Source organism: Chromobacterium sp. S0633 (assembly GCF_024158805.1).
Lineage (GTDB): Bacteria > Pseudomonadota > Gammaproteobacteria > Burkholderiales > Chromobacteriaceae > Chromobacterium.
This window is the reverse complement of sequence record NZ_JAMZGH010000003.1, coordinates 1-16,061: the sequence shown is the minus strand read 5'-3', so window position 1 is coordinate 16,061 and position 16,061 is coordinate 1. Positions and strand designations below refer to the sequence as shown.

The following is a 16,061-nucleotide window of genomic DNA, read 5'->3' as shown; positions in this document are numbered from 1 at the left end:
CGCTTCTCAGCGCCGCCTCAAGCCGGCCTCCAGCCCGCCGCCGTCTCGCTTGGCCAGAATCAGGCGCAGGCCGTGCAGCTCCGCCACCCGCTCGACGATGGACAAGCCCAGCCCGCTGCCGACCACGTCCTGGCCCGGCGGCCGGAAGAAGCGCTCGCGTATCCGTTCCAGCCATTCCGCCGCCACGCCCGGACCGCGGTCCAGCACGCTGACCGAGTCCTCGGCCAGCACCAGCCGCGCCTCGCCGCCCTCGGCGCCGTAGCGGACGGCGTTTTCCAGCAGATTGCGCAGCATCAGGCCCACCAGGGTTTCGTCTCCGTTCAAGGGCAAGACCCGTTCCGGCACGCAGCGCCATTCGGTTTCCAGCCTCACCCCCTTGAGCGCCGCCTCGGCCGCCATCTCCGCCAGCACGCGCTCGGTCAAGGCCGCCCAGGCGATGGGCTCGCCCTGGCGCGGCGCGTTCAAGGGGTCCAGGCGCGACAGGGCCAGCAACTGCTCCACCAAGCGCGTGGCGCGGTCTATGCCCAACATCAATTGCCGCATGGCGTGCCGGCGGCGGCCCTCGTCCGGCAGCAGCTCCAGCACCTCGGCCTGTACTTTCAGCGCCGCCAGCGGCGTGCGCAGCTCGTGCGCGGCGTCGGCGGTGAAGCGGCGCTCGTGTTCCAGCGTGGCCGCGATGCGGGCGAACAAGGCGTTCAGCGCGTCCACCAGCGGCAGCACCTCCCGCGGCACCTCCCGCGACACCGGCTCGCTGTCGTCCGGCGCGCGCTGGGCGATGCCGGCGGCCAGGCGCTTGAGCGGCCCCAGCTCGCGGCGCACCGCCAGCAGGATCAGCAGCAGCATCACCGGCAGGCCCACCAGCCACGGCAGCAGCTGGGCGGACACCACCTTCAACACCATCTCGTGGCGCAAGCCCTGTTTCTGACCCACCGCCACCAGCCGGGAACCGTCCGGCGCGGCCAGATAGATCAGCCGCCAGTTGTGATCGCTGTCCTTGCCGCGGTAATCGTAGAAGCCGCGCCGCTCCGGCTCGAAGTCGAAGCGACGGCCGCGGCCGTCGCTAAGCAAGAGGTTGCCGCGACGGTCCCAGACCGCCAGGCCGAAGTCGTCGTTTTCCAGCTGCCCCTTGTCGGCGTGCTTGAGCAGGTGCTTGAGCTTGGGCAGCTCGATCAGCGAATTCTCGCTGACCTCCACCAGCAACAGCTGGCGGGCGAACTGCCCCATCTGGGTGTCGAACAGCTCGTCCACCTCCTCGTGCGCCAGCCAGGCCGCGGTGGCGGAAGCCACCAGCCAGATGGCCGGCACGATCAGCAACAGCAGCAGCAATAGCCGCGCCTGCAGGCTGCGCGGTCCCCTCATGCCGGATCTCCCAGGGTGTAGCCCACGCCGCGCAGGGTGCGGATGAAGGCGCTGCCCAGCTTCTTGCGCAAATGGTGCACATGCACCTCCACCGCATTGCTTTCCAGCTCCTGGCCCCAGCCGTAGAGCTTGTCCTCGATCAGCTCGCGCGGCAGCACCCGCCCCTTGTGGCTGAGCAGCAACTCAAGCAGCGCCAGTTCGCGCGCGGTCAGCTCCAGCGGCGCGCCGTCCAGCGTGGCCGCGCGCGCCACCGGATCCAGACAGAGGCGGCCGTGCCGCCATTCCGGGTGGCTCTGGCCGTGTCGACGCCTATGCAGCGCGCGCAGCCGCGCCGCCACCTCGCTCAGCGCGAACGGTTTGACCAGATAATCGTCGGCGCCGGCGTCCAGGCCGCCGACGCGGTCCGCCAGCGCGTCGCGCGCGGTCAACACCAGCACCGGCACATCCTGGCCGCCGCGCCGCCAGGCGGACAGGATGTCCATGCCGTCCATGCCCGGCAGCCCCAGGTCCAGCACCACCGCGTCGTAGGGTGCGGCGCTCAGCGCCGCCAGCCCCTGCTTGCCGTCGCGAAACCAGTCCGCGACAAAACCCAGCTGCTCCAGGCCGATTTTCAACCCGTCGCCGATCTGAGCGTCGTCCTCCACCACCAAAACCCGCATATCCGTCTCCCCGTCGCCGGGCGTTCAAGGTCCCGGCAGCCTAGCGCGCTCTCGCCGCCGTCACAAGCGCCGCCGCAAAGCCCGATTGCAACAGAGCGCGCTTAAGACAATCTTAAAGGCCCCGCTCAAGAAATTTCATCGCGTCGTCACCGAAATCTCACGCGACTGTCACCTGCCGCTGTCAGCATCGCCAGCAGTCCACAGGCCGACGGAGCCGCCATGCAGCCAGACCCCGCCCCCGACAGCGCCCGACAACTGCGCGCGATCTGGATTTCCGACGTCCACCTCGGCACCTCCGGCTGCCGCGCCGACCACCTGTTGGACTTCCTGCGCTGCCACGAATCCGAATACCTATACCTGGTCGGCGACATCGTCGACGGCTGGCAGCTGAAAAAATCCTGGTACTGGAAGCAGAGCCACAACGACGTGGTGCAAAAAGTGCTGCGCAAGGCGCGCAAGGGCACCAAGGTGATCTACGTGCCCGGCAACCACGACGAGGCGGCGCGCCAGTACGCCGGGCTGGACTTCGGCGGCATCGCCATCCGTCAGGAGGCCGAGCACCGCACCGCCGACGGCAAGCGGCTGCTGATCCTGCACGGCGACGAATTCGACGGCGTGATCCAGTACGCCAAATGGCTGGCCTATGTCGGCGACACCCTCTACACCCTGATCCTGGAACTGAACCGCGGCTTCAACTGGGCGCGGCTGAAACTGGGCCTGCCGTACTGGTCGCTGTCGCAGTACCTGAAACACAAGGTCAAAAACGCGGTCAACTTCATCAGCAATTTCGAAACCATTCTCGCCGGCGAAGCGCGCCGGCGCGGCTACGACGGCGTGATCTGCGGCCACATCCACAAGGCCGAGGTGCGCGACATCGACGGCATTCTCTACGGCAACAGCGGCGACTGGGTGGAAAGCCTGTCCGCGCTGGTGGAACACGCCGACGGCCGGCTGGAAGTGCTGTACTGGACCCAAATGGGACAGCCGGCCGCCGCCTTGCAAGCCCAAACGGCGCAAGCCGACCACAAGGAGACGACATGCGCATCCTGATTGTCACCGACGCCTGGCTGCCCCAGGTCAACGGCGTGGTCCGTTCGCTGACCGAAACCGCGCGCGAACTGGCCGGCTTCGGACACCAGGTGGAAATGATCACCCCGCAGGCCTTCCGCACCCTGCCCTGCCCCACCTACCCCGACATCCGCCTGTCGCTGTTTCCCTACCGCAAAGTGGCCGACCGCATCGCCGCCTTCGCGCCGGACGCCATCCACATCGCCACCGAAGGGCCGCTGGGCCTGGCCGCGCGCCGTTATTGCCTGCGCCACGGCCTGGCTTTCTCCACCGCCTATCACACCCGCTTTCCGGAATACGTGCACGCCCGCTGCCGGCTGCCGCTGGCGCTCAGCTACGCCTGGATGCGCCGCTTCCACAACGCCGCCCATTGCGTGATGGTGCCCACCCAGTCCATCGCCGACGATTTGAGCGCCCGCGGCTTTCACAACGTCAAGCTGTGGAGCCGCGGCGTGGACACCGCGCTGTTCAGCCCCGGCCCGCGCGAGCGGCTGGACGGCACCGCGCCGCCGCGCTTCGTCTACATCGGCCGGGTGGCGGTGGAAAAGAACATCGAAGCCTTTCTCAAGCTGGAGCTGCCGGGCAGCAAATGGGTGGTGGGCGACGGCCCGCAGCTGGCGCGGCTGAAGCAGCACTATCAGGACGTCCACTTCGCCGGCATCTTTCCCCAGCACGAGCTGGCGCGCTTCTACCGCGCCGCCGACGTCTTCGTGTTTCCCAGCCTGACCGACACCTTCGGCCTGGTGCTGCTGGAGGCGATGGCCTGCGGCACGCCGGTGGCCGCCTACCCGGTGGCCGGGCCGCTGGACGTGGTGGGCGACAGCGGCGCCGGCGTGCTGGACGCCGACCTGCGCGTCGCCTGCCTGAAGGCGCTGGAACTGGACCGCGGCCATGTACGCGCCGTCGCCGAGCGCTACTCCTGGCAGGCCGCCAGCCGCCAGTTCGAACAACATCTGCGCCCCGCTCGGCTGGCGCTGGACGCGCCGCTGGCCGACCCTAAGGTCAGTTGAGGCCGCCGCCCGCCGGCTTGCATTGGGAACGGCAGCGTCTATAGTGGAATGGTCAACACGACAGGGAGGGTTCCGAATGCTTTCATGGCAGTATGCCGGCGGCCATCCAGTTTTCCACGCGTTGAGCATTGGCCAATAAACACGGCCAGCCAAATCGGCACAGTCCGCAACGCCAAGCCAGCCTCCAAGACGGAGCGCATGCAACACCGGCCAGGCCGGTCCGCCAAATCCAGAGTCAATAAACTTGTGATTACCGTTTGTCGATTTGCCCATTAAGAAAGAAGCGGTTGGTCTTTCTGTGATGTCCATCAAGGACACGGTGCGCGGCAAGCTGCCATGATGGCGGCGCCGCCACGACACGGCATCGTCGTAGCGCTGTCTTGTACAGCCCGCTCTTTGGTAACGGCCTTGCGGTAAAGCGGTGGTCGTGCGGTTCTGCAAGGGTAAAGCGCATAGTCTTTCTCTGTAAGTTGTCCGAGAGGGCGTCCCGCCACGGTGACGCCCTCTTTCATTGCGTCGCGGACAAATAACGCGCAGCGATAAACACATCAGAAAACAATCGTTCGGCGGCGACGGCAATGTCGGTTAACATGCTGTTCCAATTGAATTTAACGTCGATATCGCCGGCCTTGCCCAGTAAGAACAAGCGGCGAAGCGACAAACCGGTTAAAATCGGCCCCATACTTTTCGAGCTTCTACTTCATAAATTAGCGAGCAGCAAACCTTATGTCCTCTCCCAACCTGACCTCCGAAAAGGTCCTGTCCGTCCATCACTGGAACGACACCCTGTTCAGCTTCACCTGCACCCGCGACGCCGGCCTGCGCTTCATCAACGGCCAGTTCGTGATGATAGGTCTGGAAGTCAACGGCAAGCCGCTGATGCGCGCCTACTCCATCGTCAGCTCCAACTACGAAGAACACATGGAGTTCTACAGCATCAAGGTGCAGGACGGTCCGCTGACCTCCCGCCTGCAGCACCTGAAGGTGGGCGACACCGTGATGATCAGCAAGAAGCCCACCGGCACCCTGGTGCAGGACAATCTGCTGCCCGGCAAAAACCTCTATCTGCTGTCCACCGGCACCGGCCTCGCCCCCTTCATGTCCATCATCAAAGACCCGGACGTGTACGAGCGCTACGACAAAGTGATCCTGACCCACGGCGTGCGCTGGGTCAGCGAGCTGGGCTACCACGACTACATCACCAAAGAACTGCCGGAAAACGAATTCTTCGGCGAGATGGTGCGCGAGAAACTGATCTACTACCCGACCGTGACCCGCGAGCCCTTCCGCAATCAGGGCCGGCTGACCGACCTGATCACCAGCGGCAAGCTGTGCGCCGACATCGGCCTGCCGCAAATGAACCCGGAGCACGACCGCGCGCTGATCTGCGGCAGCCCGTCCATGCTGCACGATCTGTGCGAGATCCTGAACGGCATGGGCTTCAAGGAATCCCCGCGCATGGGCGAACCGGCCGACTACGCGATCGAACGCGCCTTCGTCGAAAAATAAGCCGATCCGCCTCCCGCGGCAGCAAAAACGCCATCCTTCGCGGATGGCGTTTTTCATCTCCCGGCGGCGCGGCGCGCGCTGACTCGCGCCCGCCGGACACCGGCCGCGCTTACTTCAACACGCTCTCCAGCGCCTTCAGGCACAGCGCCACGTTCTCGCGGCGCGCACCGTAGCCCATCAGGCCGATGCGCCAGGCCTTGCCGGCCAGATCGCCCAGGCCGCCGCCTATCTCCAGGTTGTACTCCTGCAACAGACGATTGCGCGTGGCCGCGTCGTCTATGCCCTCGGGAATATAAACCGCGTTCAGCTGCGGCAAGCGCGCAGCGGCGTCCACCACGAACCTCAGCCCCAGCTTTTCCAGGCCGTCGCGCAGAATCAGATGCATGTCGCGGTGGCGCCGCCAAGCCGCTTCCAGGCCCTCGCCGGCCAGCTGGCGCAGCGATTCGTGCAGCGCGTACAAGGCGTTCACCGGCGCGGTGTGATGGTAGCTGCGCTTGCCGCCGCCCCAGTAGGCCATCACCAGGGTCTGGTCCAGGAACCAGCTGGGCACCGGGCTTTGCCGCGCCTGCAGCTTGTCCACCGCCGCCGGCGAAAAAGACAAGGGCGACAAGCCGGGCACGCAGGACAGACACTTCTGGCTGCCGGAATACACCGCGTCCACGCCCCATTCGTCCACGCGCAGCTCCACCCCGCCCAGCGAGGTCACCGCGTCGACGATGCTCAGACAGCCGTGGCGTTTGGCCAGCGCGCACAGCGTCTTGGCGTCGGACAGCGCACCGGTGGAAGTCTCGGCGTGAACGAAGGCCAGGAAGCGCGCGTCCGGATTGGCTTTCAAGGCGCTCTCCACCGCGTCCGGATCCACCGGCTGGCCCCAGGGGCTGTCCACCAGCACCGGCACCGCGCCCAGCCGCACCACGTTCTGGCGCATGCGCTCGCCGAACACGCCGTTGCGGCAGACGATGACCTTCTCGCCCGGCTCCACCAGATTGACGAAGCAGGCCTCCATGCCGGCCGAACCCGGCGCCGACAGCGCCACCGTCATCGGGTTTGCGGTCTGGAACGCGTATTGCAGCAGGCTTTTCACCTCGTCCATCATGCCGACGAACAGCGGGTCCAGATGGCCGACGGTGGGGCGGGCCTGGGCGGCCAGCACTTCCGGATAAACGTCGGACGGGCCCGGCCCCATCAGAATGCGGCGCGGCGGCAGGAAGGCGGAAACTTGCGGGGCGGCTAGCATGGAAGCTCCTTAAGCGCGAAATCAATGGACGAAAGCGGTTTCAAGCCGGGCATGCGGCCGGCATCGAAGCGTTTGAGTGTAACAGCATAAGGCCGCCGGGCGCGCCTGTCCTGCCGGCGGTCCTGCCGGCGGTCCCGTTCAAAAAGAAAAAGGAGGCCGCGGCCTCCTTTGAGTCTTGGCCTCCCTGAGGGGCCTGTTTTTTTTAGCGAGCCAGACGCGAGGTCCGGTTTATTTGGCAGCCGATGCAGCGGCCTTCTTGGCCTTGCCGGCGTGCTTCTTGTGTTGAGCGGCCTTTTTCTCTACTTTCTTGGCCGGAGCGGAGGCCTCGGCCTTGGCGGCCTGGGCTTTCTGCGCCGGAGCGGAAGCGGCTTTTTTAGCGTGCTTGGCGTGCGGCTTTTTAGCGGCGTGCTTCTTGGCCGGAGCGGAAGCTTCAGCCTTGGCGGCCTGGGCTTTCTGGGCGGCGGCGGAAGCGGCCTTCTTCGCATGCTTGGCGTGCGGCTTCTTGGCGGCGTGCTTGGCCTTGGCCGGAGCGGACGCTTCGGCCTTGGCGGCCTGGGCTTTTTGCGCCGGAGCGGAAGCGGCTACCTTTTCGCCTTTCTTGGCGTGGTGGATCTTGGCCGGGTGCTTTTCAGCTTTCTTGGCGGCCGGAGCCATTTTGGCTGCCGGAGCGGAAGCGGCCGGCTTGGCGGTTTCGGCGGCGAAACCAGCGGCGGAGCTCAGGCCGAAAGCGGCGGTCAGGGCAAGCAGAGTCAGTTTGTTCATGATGCATCTCCAGTTTCAGGCTTGGGAGCCTTGGGCTCCCGTTCACCGATCACATCGCGCCGGATTCGGCGCTTCCTTGAGACGTATCCTAGCCCTGCCCCCGTCCCGGGTCTGTTAGTCGCTTGTAAGCCCGTGTAACGTCAAGTACGGCGCGCCCTCAAGGCTTCCTCTTCGCCGTCGTCACCTGGTACACCCCGCCGAACAGGGTGCGCTTGCTCCAGTCGAAGCCGTCCGCCTCTTGCGCGTAGTCGCGAATCTCATGGTTCCACAAGGCCTCGGCGAACGGCTCCAGCACGCGGTTCACCCATTTGAGCAGCCAGCCTATCGGCTGCCACGGCTTGGGCCTATGGTAGTCGACGAAGACCGCGCGGCCGCCGGGCGGCACCTGGGACAGCATATTGTCGACGATGGCGCGCTTCAGATGATCCGGCACCTCATGCAGCAGGAAGAAACTGCAGATCAAGTTGAAATCGTCGGACTCCAGCCGGTGATTGCCGGCGTTGGCGCGCACCACCGCGGCTTGGGGGCGATCGCGCAGCTTGCGCTCGGCGTGCTCTATCTGCACCGGCGTGATGTCGGTGAGCACGAAGCGCCCGTCCCCGCCCACCCGGTCCGCCGCGCGCTGCACCAGGTCGCCGTAGACATGGGCCACCTGCCACACCTTGTCGCCGGGGCGGATCTGCTCCAGATAGGCGCGCATCAGCCTTTGATCGTTGAAGAACAACAAGACGCGCACCACCAGGTTGCGATCCAGCCAGCCGGCCTTGCGCGGGTTGACGTAAGCCCAGTCGTACACCTGGGTCATGTATTCCGGCACGCCCTCGTAATACGGGTCTACCGGCAGTTTGGGGTGGTTTTGGGTCATCGCGCAGCCATCTGAAAGCAAGAAAGCTCCAGACTAGCAAAACCGGCCGGCGATATTTTTGAGGCAAGCCAAGAAAGCTGGCGGATAGGCCGGCCGCGGCCGGCCTTTAGGCTCAATCGGCCAGGGTCAGCACCACCGGAGTGTGGTCGGACGGACGCTCCCATTTGCGCGGCGCCTTGTCGATCACACATTCCAGCGCGCGCGGCTTCAAGGCGTCGCTGACCAGGATGTGGTCGATGCGCACGCCCTTGTTGCGACGGAACATCATCGCGCGGTAATCCCACCAGCTGTACTGCTTCTCCTCCTGATTGAACAGGCGGAAGCTGTCGCTCAGGCCCAGCGCGATCAAGCGGCGGAAGGATTCGCGTTCCGGCGTGCTGCACAACACTTGTTCGTGCCAGCTTTCCGGGTCGTACACATCGCGGTCTTCCGGCGCGATATTGTAATCGCCCAACAGCAGCAACTGCGGGTGGCGTTGCAGCTCCGCGGCGACATAGCGCTCCAGATTGGCCAGCCACTCCAGCTTGTACGGATACTTGGGCGAATCCACCGCCTCGCCGTTGACGAAATAGCCGCAGATCACGCGGATGCCGTTCACCGTGGCGGCGATCACCCGGCGCTGCTCGTCGCCGTAATCGGGGATGCCGAGCACCACGTCTTCCAGCTCCAGCGGCGCGCGCACCAGAATGGCCACGCCGTTGTAGGTTTTCTGACCGAACCAGGCCGCGCGGTAGCCGGCCGCTTCGATCTCGGCCAAGGGAAACACGTCCTGATCCATTTTCAGCTCTTGCAGACAGAGCACGTCCACCGGGCTGTCCGACAGCCATTGGATCACCTGCGGCAGGCGGACCTTGAGGGAATTGACGTTCCAGGTGGCAAAACGCATCGGCGGGCTCTCCAAATGTTTTTCATGCAAAGGCCGACACCATAACCGCAGCGCGCGGCACTGCCAAGCTTTGGGCGGCGACAGTCGATGGCGTCGATTATTTGATGCTTGATTAAACAAAAGTGTTTAAACAAATAAACAACAGCCGGACGACGGGAATTTGCCAAGGCCCGGAACCCCGGCCTATGATCGAAAGCGTCGTCGTAACCGGAGCAAGTTCTTGACTATCAAGCACAAGCAGCACGACGCGCAACAGGCATTATGCCCGACGCGCAACCCCAACCGCCCTCGTCTGGCGCCGTTGACCCCGCCGTTCTCGATGCGGACCCCTACCTTCCAGCACCGCCACACCCTGCAGCCGCTGACGCCGCCCGCCAAACCAGAGCGGGACGACTGAATCTTTTTAGCCGCGCGATCCGCGGCAAAAAAAAGGCGCCTCCGTCTACACGGAGGCGCGCAATAGACACTATATCAATCTACCCTGATATGCGTCTGGCTCGCTTGCTGCTCTGGAGATAACCCACTGAGCAAAAAATTAGAGCCGCGGCGCTTCACAAGAGTTCCGACAAAGCCCGGAATATTTTTCCCTCAGCATAAAACAGCCGTTTCAAACTGTTTCCACCATGCCGGAATGGCGCAGCAAGGCGTCGATCTGCGGATCGCGGCCGCGGAAGGCGCGGAAGGATTCCAGCGCCGGACGGCTGCCGCCCACCGCCAGGATCTCGTCCCAGAAGCGCTTGCCGGTGTCAGCATTGGCGCCGCCGGCCTCCTCGAAGGCCGCGTAGGCGTCCGCGGACAGCACTTCCGCCCACTTGTAGCTGTAATAGCCGGCCGAATAGCCGCCGGCGAAAATGTGGCTGAAGCTGTTGGGGAAGCGGTTGTAGGCCGGCGGGAAGTTCACCGCCACCTCGCCGCGCACCTCTTCCAACAGGGCCAGCCAATCGCCCTTGTCGGCGTCGAAGACGCTGTACAGCAGCAGGTCGAACAGCGCGAACTCCAGCTGGCGCACCGTGGCCATGCCGCTCTGGAAGTTCTTGGCCGCCAGCATCTTGTCGAACAGCTCGCGCGGCAAGGTCGCGCCGCTGTCCACATGGCGGGTCATGCCCTGCACCACGTCCCATTCCCAGGCGAAGTTCTCCAGGAACTGGCTGGGCAGCTCCACCGCGTCCCATTCCACGCCGTTGATGCCGGCCACGCCCAGTTCGTCGACGCGGGTCAGCATATGATGCAGGCCATGGCCGAACTCGTGGAACAAGGTGATCACTTCGTCGTGGGTGAACAGCGCCGGCTTGTCGCCCACAGGGCGGGTGAAGTTGCAGGTCAGATAGGCGATCGGGGTCTGCACCTGGCCGCTCTTGCGGCGGCGGCCGCGCGCGTCATCCATCCAGGCGCCGGAGCGCTTGCCGTCGCGGGCGTACAGGTCGAAATAAAAGCTGCCGACCAGTTGACCGTCCTTGTGGATGTCGAAGAAGCGCACGTCCTGATGCCAGACCGGCGCGCTGCTAGGCCGCACCTCGATGCCGAACAGCGTGGACACCACGCCGAACAGGCCGGGCAGCACCTTGCTTTCCGGGAAGTACTGCTTCACTTCTTGCTCGGAGAAGGCGTAACGCGCCACCCGCAGCTTTTCCGCGGCGTAGGCCAGATCCCAGGCTTCCAGCTTGGCCAGGCCCAGTTCGGCGGCGGCGAAGGCCTCCAGTTCCTGGCGGTCCTTGACCGCGAACGGCTTGGCGCGCGCGGCCAGATCGCGCAGGAAGGCGATCACCTGTTCCGGGCTTTCCGCCATCTTGGTGAACAAGGACAGTTCGGCGAAGTTGGCGAAGCCCAGCAACTGGGCCTCCTCGCGCGCCAGTTTCAGCTTTTCGCGGATGATGGGGCTGTTGTCGCGTTCGGCCGGGCCGAACTCCGACGCGCGCTGCACATTGGCCTGGTACAGCTTTTCGCGCAGCGCGCGGTTGTCCGCGTACTGCAGCACCGGGAAGTAGAACGGGAATTGCAGCGTGATCTTGTAGCCGCTCTTGTCGTCGCCGGCCGCGGCGGCGGCGAACAGTTCCAGCGAATCCTCGGGCACGCCGGACAGCTCGGCCTTGTCCTCGATATACAGGCTGAAGGCGTCGGTGGCGTCCAGCACGTTCTGCTCGAACTTGGCGGACAGCTCCGCCAGCCGCGTCTGGATGGCGGCGAAGCGCTCTTTTTCCGCCTGCGGCAATTCCGCGCCGGACAGGCGGAAATCGCGCAGATCGTTGGATACGATCTTCTTGCGCGCCGCGCTGTAGCCGGCGTGCTCCGGGCTGGCCGCCAGCGCCTTGAAGCGGGCGAACAGCTCCAGGTTCTGGCCCATCTCGGTCCAGAACTCGGAAATTCTCGGGATATTGCTGTTGTAGGCCTCGCGCAGCTCCGGCGTGTTCACCACCGCGTTCAGATGGCCCACCACGCCCCAGGCGCGGCCCAGATGCTCGGTGGCGTCGGTCAGCGGATCGACGAAGCTTTCCCAGCTGGGCGCGCCCTGCTCCGCGGTCAGCCGCGCCACCGCGGCGCGCGCGGCGGACAGCAATTCGTCGATGGCGGGGGAAATGTGCTCCGGCTTGATCTCCGCGAAACGGGTCAGTCCGGAAAAGTCCAGCAAGGGGTTCTGGCTCATATTGGCATCCTGTGGGGGTATGATAGGAACTTTACCCGATTTCAGATGAGGACAGACCGATGAAAAGCAATATCCGCCCTTATGACGGGCATCAGCCGCAGATCCACGACAGCTGCTACATCGACCCGGCTGCCGTGGTCATCGGCGAAGTCTCGTTGGCGGAGGGCGCGTCGGTCTGGCCCTGTGCGGTGATACGCGGCGACGTCAACGCCATCAGCATAGGCGAGAACTCCAACATCCAGGACTTCGCCATGCTGCACGTCAGCCACAGAAGCGCAGCGGACCCCGTCGGCGCGCCGCTGGTGATAGGCCGCAATGTCACCATCGGCCACCACGTCACCCTGCACGGCTGCACCATAGGCGACGAAGTGCTGGTCGGCATCGGCAGCATCGTGCTGGACCGCGCGGTGATAGAACCGCGGGTGCTGATCGGGGCCGGCAGCCTGGTGCCGCCGGGCAAGCGGCTGGAGTCCGGCTATCTTTATCTGGGCAACCCGGTCAAGCAAGCGCGGCCGCTGACCGACAAAGAGCTGGCCTATTTCCAATACTCCGCCGAACACTATCTGCGCGTGGCGGCCAAGCACAAACCCAATCTGGAGGATTGAAGATGCAAGACGGCGCGGAAGAACTGGAATACGTCGGCTTCTGGCTGCGGGTGCTGGCCAGCCTGATCGACACCCTGCTGCTGTGCCTGGCGCTGGCGCCGGCGATCTGGCTGCTGGCCGGCGGCGGCGGCGAAACCCGCCGCGTGGCGGAAAGCGGCGACGGCTGGATGATGCAGGCCTTCATGATGCAAGGCGGTTTCGAGTTGAGCCCGCTGGCCGGCCTGATGGTCAACTGGGTGCTGCCGGCGGCGGCGGTGCTGGCTTTCTGGTGGTTCAAGAGCAGCACGCCGGGCAAGATGCTGCTGGGCGCTCGCATCGTGGACGCCAAAACCGGCGCGCCGATGACGCCGGGACAGGCGGCGCTGCGCTATCTCGGCTACTTCGTATCCTGCTTCCCCTTCTTGCTGGGCCTGATCTGGGTGGGCCTGGACGCGCGCAAACAGGGCTGGCACGACAAGATCGCCGGCACCGTGGTGGTGCGGGCCAAGCGCCTGGGCAAACAGCCTGTGCGCTTTGAGCAACAAGCCTGATTTTCCCTCGCGCCGCCGGCCCCGGCGGCGCGCTTTCCTGCCCCTTCCCTCCCTAAGCCCGCGCGCAAGCCCCATCTCCTCTTTATTTCCAACTGCCATTAAGTACGGCAGAAAATAAAATCAAAGGTTATATAACTACAGGGCAGCAGCGGTTACCGCCGCGGCTCGCACATCGCCATTGGGCCTGGGCGTCCCACCGGGCGCTCCAACTTCTCTGATGTTATTGATCTCAAGGAGTCCAAACATGACTATCGATCGCGATCAAAAATCCGGCCTGTTCATCGTCAGCTACAACGTCAACAAGCCCGGCCAGGCGGGCGGCCTGAACCTGCGGCTGGATCTGACCGTGTACACCCCATCGCGCCATATCACCGGCCGCGCCACCATCACCCACGCCACGCTGCAGCCGCTGGTGTTCGAGCACCCGATCCAGGGCCGCTACGAAGAGCAGGGCCGCGATATCGAACTGCATCTGGTGGGCGCGCCGCGCCTGCACGAGCAGCACGCGCAAAACCAGGCCCACGCGGCCGGCCACGCGCTGCTGGAACAGTTCTTCTTCGACGGCCAACTGAAAGACGGCTGGCAAGCCGGCAACAACTCCAAGGCGCGCTACGCCTTCTTCCAGAACCAGCAATGGCACGAGCAGCTGGGTCAGGAAGTGCGCCTGGCGGATGAAATCAACAACGCGATCAAAGCGTTGAACCTGCGTTAAGAACATGTTTACGATCTCGCGAGCTAAGGCGAGACAAGGCGAAAACGGCTGAGAAAGCGGAATGTACATACGGTACATGAGCATTTCGAAGACGGCGCTCATCGCACAATGTCTCTACCGACGCGCAGCTGATCGTAAACAGGTTCTAAGCGCATGCGCCCGGTTCCAGGACCGGGCCATCCATCAGTACCCGAAGCCCGCCCCCAGGCGGGCTTTGGGCGTCTTGGCGCGGACTCAGAGACGAAGCGGCAAGCGGCCGCGCAGTCATGGCCGGGCCTCCTCAGAGTGCGGAGACGGCAAGGGGGACGGTAATAAGAAATGAGACAAATAGCGGATGAGCATGGGGCCTCCTTCTTCGAAAAGATCGGCCCGGCACCCGTTTCCACTCGGGTGGCAGGCAGGCGGCAGGGGTGGAAAACCGACAAGAAGGCAATCGGCAGGCGCTAGGCCTCCCTGCCACCCCCCGCCTTGCAGACGTGGAATGGCTCAGACGCGCGCATACAACGCGTCTGCCTTCTTAACAGCAATACGGGTTTCCACTCCCGGTGCCGCTATGGCGGCAGCACGGCAAGGATTGTTGCTTGCCTGTCCATCAGGGTCAAGGCCATGGCGGCCACTGTTCCCGGCTAAGCAGCGAGAACTCCACCACACATGGGGAAAAACAGGCACGTGACAGGGTTAGCGAACCGGCGCACTGAGAACCGGCAGACCATCAAGGTCTCCCTGCCACTGCCTGCCATAGGAAACACAACTACGTTGCTTTAAATAGATGCGAGAAAACCACTCTCGACAAAGGAATCAATACATTTAGGGCGCCAAATCCGGTTCCGCCAATTGAACGACACGACCAAGATTGTACTTGCCGGTTCATCAGGGTCAAAGCCATGGCGGTCGGCGTAAAAATCAACACCCCGCCTGGCGGGGTGTTGGCCTGCAATGGACGAAGGGCCGCGGGAGTCCTTTACCCGTCGCCCTCTTCCCGTCCATCCTCGACATCGTCCTGAGCCGGGAAGAACACATGCTTGAAGACGGCCAGCCGCACCGGGTCCAGCCGCCTTTCCGCGACGCTCAGCACCGCCTCGGGATCGAAGTCATCGCTGGCCTCGTAAACGAAAAACGGCTCCTCATCGTCAAGCTCGTACACCGCAATCCGCAAAACGCCGTTCGGGCGCAGTTCCAGCTTGAGTTGCGCCATGGGGATGGCGCTGCTCACCAAATCGCGTTCTTCCATTTCAAACCCGCTTTCCCACAACGCTCATGCCTCCCTCTCAGCATAGGCCAGAGGCGGCGGGACGCCATCCGCCGTCCAAGCGCGACCCGCCGCGCAAACGCCTCATCAGCGCGTTCTCGCCGCCCGGCCTTAAGGACTGGCATGCAGCGCTTGCTGATAGCCTCGCGCTCGCCTATCTTCACAATCCAAATGGCATTTAAAGATGAAAGATAATTGCCATTTGTATAAATAGGCGACATTTAAGCGCCATTTCACGACGCTAACGCCTCGCCGGCAAGGCCGCTCGCTTGCCGACGGTTCTCAACCATCACCCAAAGGAGCGCCATGCATCCCCCACTCAACTTCCTGTTCCGCCGCGTCGCGGCCTTGCTCGCCGTCAGCGCGCTGTCGCTGACCGCCGGCGGAGCGCTGGCAGCCAATATCAGCGGCAGCCTGCCCAATTACAAGGACAGCGGCATCACCTTCAACTATGTGGAGCAAAAAAGCGGCGGCTCCGGCCCCGGCGCGCGCGGCATTCGCATTTACATCGCCGGCGGCCGCGACCAGAGCTACAAATTCAGCCCCAATCCCCACGACGATCCCTGGTACAACAAGAACCAGATCAAATTCTACCGGCAAGCGGCCGAGGCGCTGGCGGACGCCTACCTCGCCAAGAAGCCGAACCCGGCCTTCCCGCGCTACGGCTTCAAGTCCACGATCAACGGCATCGAGTACAGCTACAACCAGCCGTGAGCGACGGCAATGCCCCCAGCTCATCAGCCTGTTTGAGATGACAAGCCATTGGTGGGTATCGCCTGCGGCTCCACCCACCCTACGCGCCGCTCGCCGTAGGGTGGGTGGAGCGAAGCGATACCCACGCGGAAACGCGCTCAACATCGCCGGCCTGTTTGATTTCCGATCATTGGCGGGCATCGCCTGCGGCTCCACCCACCCTACGCGCCGCTCGCCGTAGGGTGGGTGGAGCGAAGCGATACCCACGCGGAAACG

17 protein-coding genes are annotated in these 16,061 nt (G+C 64.2%); 8 read left to right on the top strand and 9 right to left on the bottom strand.

Annotated elements, in window-relative coordinates:
• Positions 1-6: 6 nt before the first annotated feature.
• Positions 7-1,359, bottom strand: a complete 1,353-nt coding sequence (locus NK214_RS02225) for an ATP-binding protein (protein ID WP_227105077.1) — start codon at positions 1,357-1,359, stop codon at positions 7-9.
• The gene (locus NK214_RS02220) at positions 1,356-2,018 is read right to left on the bottom strand and encodes a response regulator (RefSeq protein ID WP_107800668.1); all 663 of its coding nucleotides are present in this window, start codon (positions 2,016-2,018) and stop codon (positions 1,356-1,358) included. Before NK214_RS02220 ends, NK214_RS02225 begins: the two co-directional genes overlap by 4 nt.
• A gap of 219 nt (positions 2,019-2,237) precedes the next feature.
• Between NK214_RS02220 and NK214_RS02215 the strand changes: the two genes are divergently transcribed.
• Positions 2,238-3,068: a UDP-2,3-diacylglucosamine diphosphatase gene (locus NK214_RS02215; RefSeq protein ID WP_107800669.1), complete on the top strand. Its 831-nt coding sequence runs from the start codon at positions 2,238-2,240 to the stop codon at positions 3,066-3,068.
• The gene (locus tag NK214_RS02210) at positions 3,056-4,096 is read left to right on the top strand and encodes a glycosyltransferase family 1 protein (protein WP_253313677.1); all 1,041 of its coding nucleotides are present in this window, start codon (positions 3,056-3,058) and stop codon (positions 4,094-4,096) included. The genes NK214_RS02215 and NK214_RS02210 overlap by 13 nt, the downstream gene beginning before the upstream one ends.
• A 508-nt stretch (positions 4,097-4,604) precedes the next feature.
• Here the strand turns inward: NK214_RS02210 and NK214_RS02205 are convergent.
• A complete protein-coding gene (locus NK214_RS02205) occupies positions 4,605-4,778 on the bottom strand; it encodes a hypothetical protein (RefSeq protein ID WP_158274344.1) in 174 nt (57 codons plus the stop codon).
• Between the two features lie 44 nt (positions 4,779-4,822).
• On the opposite strand from NK214_RS02205, the gene NK214_RS02200 reads away from it, so the two are divergent.
• Positions 4,823-5,605 carry a ferredoxin--NADP reductase gene (locus NK214_RS02200; protein WP_019104206.1) on the top strand — a complete coding sequence of 261 codons (783 nt, stop codon included), beginning with the start codon at positions 4,823-4,825 and terminating at the stop codon, positions 5,603-5,605.
• A 109-nt stretch (positions 5,606-5,714) separates the two neighbouring features.
• Here NK214_RS02200 and NK214_RS02195 read toward each other — a convergent pair whose 3' ends face one another.
• From NK214_RS02195 to xth, 4 genes are all read right to left on the bottom strand, one after another.
• Positions 5,715-6,842 (bottom strand): alanine--glyoxylate aminotransferase family protein, encoded by a 1,128-nt coding sequence (locus NK214_RS02195; protein ID WP_227105079.1) that lies wholly within the window; start codon positions 6,840-6,842, stop codon positions 5,715-5,717.
• 228 nt (positions 6,843-7,070) lie between these two features.
• Positions 7,071-7,604, bottom strand: a complete 534-nt coding sequence (locus tag NK214_RS02190; RefSeq protein ID WP_107800672.1) for an acid-shock protein — start codon at positions 7,602-7,604, stop codon at positions 7,071-7,073.
• Between the two features lie 157 nt (positions 7,605-7,761).
• The gene (gene rquA / locus NK214_RS02185; protein WP_107800673.1) at positions 7,762-8,469 is read right to left on the bottom strand and encodes a rhodoquinone biosynthesis methyltransferase RquA; all 708 of its coding nucleotides are present in this window, start codon (positions 8,467-8,469) and stop codon (positions 7,762-7,764) included.
• Between the two features lie 112 nt (positions 8,470-8,581).
• Positions 8,582-9,355, bottom strand: a complete 774-nt coding sequence (xth, locus tag NK214_RS02180; RefSeq protein WP_107801970.1) for an exodeoxyribonuclease III — start codon at positions 9,353-9,355, stop codon at positions 8,582-8,584.
• 220 nt (positions 9,356-9,575) lie between these two features.
• Between xth and NK214_RS02175 the strand changes: the two genes are divergently transcribed.
• Positions 9,576-9,752 (top strand): hypothetical protein, encoded by a 177-nt coding sequence (locus tag NK214_RS02175; RefSeq protein ID WP_158274345.1) that lies wholly within the window; start codon positions 9,576-9,578, stop codon positions 9,750-9,752.
• Positions 9,753-9,962: 210 nt separating this feature from the next.
• Here NK214_RS02175 and NK214_RS02170 read toward each other — a convergent pair whose 3' ends face one another.
• Positions 9,963-11,996 carry a M3 family metallopeptidase gene (locus NK214_RS02170; RefSeq protein WP_253313676.1) on the bottom strand — a complete coding sequence of 678 codons (2,034 nt, stop codon included), beginning with the start codon at positions 11,994-11,996 and terminating at the stop codon, positions 9,963-9,965.
• Positions 11,997-12,055: 59 nt separating this feature from the next.
• Between NK214_RS02170 and NK214_RS02165 the strand changes: the two genes are divergently transcribed.
• From NK214_RS02165 to NK214_RS02155, 3 genes are all read left to right on the top strand, one after another.
• Positions 12,056-12,601: a gamma carbonic anhydrase family protein gene (locus NK214_RS02165; RefSeq protein WP_107800675.1), complete on the top strand. Its 546-nt coding sequence runs from the start codon at positions 12,056-12,058 to the stop codon at positions 12,599-12,601.
• A gap of 2 nt (positions 12,602-12,603) precedes the next feature.
• Positions 12,604-13,131 (top strand): RDD family protein, encoded by a 528-nt coding sequence (locus NK214_RS02160; protein ID WP_253313675.1) that lies wholly within the window; start codon positions 12,604-12,606, stop codon positions 13,129-13,131.
• A 244-nt stretch (positions 13,132-13,375) separates the two neighbouring features.
• A complete protein-coding gene (locus NK214_RS02155) occupies positions 13,376-13,843 on the top strand; it encodes a DUF1842 domain-containing protein (protein WP_043589836.1) in 468 nt (155 codons plus the stop codon).
• Between the two features lie 961 nt (positions 13,844-14,804).
• Here NK214_RS02155 and NK214_RS02150 read toward each other — a convergent pair.
• Positions 14,805-15,074, bottom strand: coding sequence for a hypothetical protein (locus NK214_RS02150; RefSeq protein ID WP_253313674.1), 270 nt, complete (start codon positions 15,072-15,074; stop codon positions 14,805-14,807).
• Positions 15,075-15,398: 324 nt separating this feature from the next.
• On the opposite strand from NK214_RS02150, the gene NK214_RS02145 reads away from it, so the two are divergent.
• Positions 15,399-15,806 carry a hypothetical protein gene (locus NK214_RS02145; RefSeq protein WP_107800679.1) on the top strand — a complete coding sequence of 136 codons (408 nt, stop codon included), beginning with the start codon at positions 15,399-15,401 and terminating at the stop codon, positions 15,804-15,806.
• The last annotated feature ends 255 nt before the right edge of the window (positions 15,807-16,061 follow it).

Excerpts from the sequence above, each read along its gene's own strand:
- NK214_RS02225 (WP_227105077.1), bottom strand. The coding sequence starts at position 1,359 with ATGAGGGGACCGCGCAGCCTGCAGGCGCGGCTATTGCTGCTGCTGTTG.
- NK214_RS02220 (WP_107800668.1), bottom strand. The coding sequence starts at position 2,018 with ATGCGGGTTTTGGTGGTGGAGGACGACGCTCAGATCGGCGACGGGTTG.
- NK214_RS02215 (WP_107800669.1), top strand. The coding sequence starts at position 2,238 with ATGCAGCCAGACCCCGCCCCCGACAGCGCCCGACAACTGCGCGCGATC.
- NK214_RS02210 (WP_253313677.1), top strand. The coding sequence starts at position 3,056 with ATGCGCATCCTGATTGTCACCGACGCCTGGCTGCCCCAGGTCAACGGC.
- NK214_RS02205 (WP_158274344.1), bottom strand. The coding sequence starts at position 4,778 with ATGGGGCCGATTTTAACCGGTTTGTCGCTTCGCCGCTTGTTCTTACTG.
- NK214_RS02200 (WP_019104206.1), top strand. The coding sequence starts at position 4,823 with ATGTCCTCTCCCAACCTGACCTCCGAAAAGGTCCTGTCCGTCCATCAC.
- NK214_RS02195 (WP_227105079.1), bottom strand. The coding sequence starts at position 6,842 with ATGCTAGCCGCCCCGCAAGTTTCCGCCTTCCTGCCGCCGCGCCGCATT.
- NK214_RS02190 (WP_107800672.1), bottom strand. The coding sequence starts at position 7,604 with ATGAACAAACTGACTCTGCTTGCCCTGACCGCCGCTTTCGGCCTGAGC.
- rquA (WP_107800673.1), bottom strand. The coding sequence starts at position 8,469 with ATGACCCAAAACCACCCCAAACTGCCGGTAGACCCGTATTACGAGGGC.
- xth (WP_107801970.1), bottom strand. The coding sequence starts at position 9,355 with ATGCGTTTTGCCACCTGGAACGTCAATTCCCTCAAGGTCCGCCTGCCG.
- NK214_RS02170 (WP_253313676.1), bottom strand. The coding sequence starts at position 11,996 with ATGAGCCAGAACCCCTTGCTGGACTTTTCCGGACTGACCCGTTTCGCG.
- NK214_RS02165 (WP_107800675.1), top strand. The coding sequence starts at position 12,056 with ATGAAAAGCAATATCCGCCCTTATGACGGGCATCAGCCGCAGATCCAC.
- NK214_RS02160 (WP_253313675.1), top strand. The coding sequence starts at position 12,604 with ATGCAAGACGGCGCGGAAGAACTGGAATACGTCGGCTTCTGGCTGCGG.
- NK214_RS02155 (WP_043589836.1), top strand. The coding sequence starts at position 13,376 with ATGACTATCGATCGCGATCAAAAATCCGGCCTGTTCATCGTCAGCTAC.
- NK214_RS02150 (WP_253313674.1), bottom strand. The coding sequence starts at position 15,074 with ATGGAAGAACGCGATTTGGTGAGCAGCGCCATCCCCATGGCGCAACTC.
- NK214_RS02145 (WP_107800679.1), top strand. The coding sequence starts at position 15,399 with ATGCATCCCCCACTCAACTTCCTGTTCCGCCGCGTCGCGGCCTTGCTC.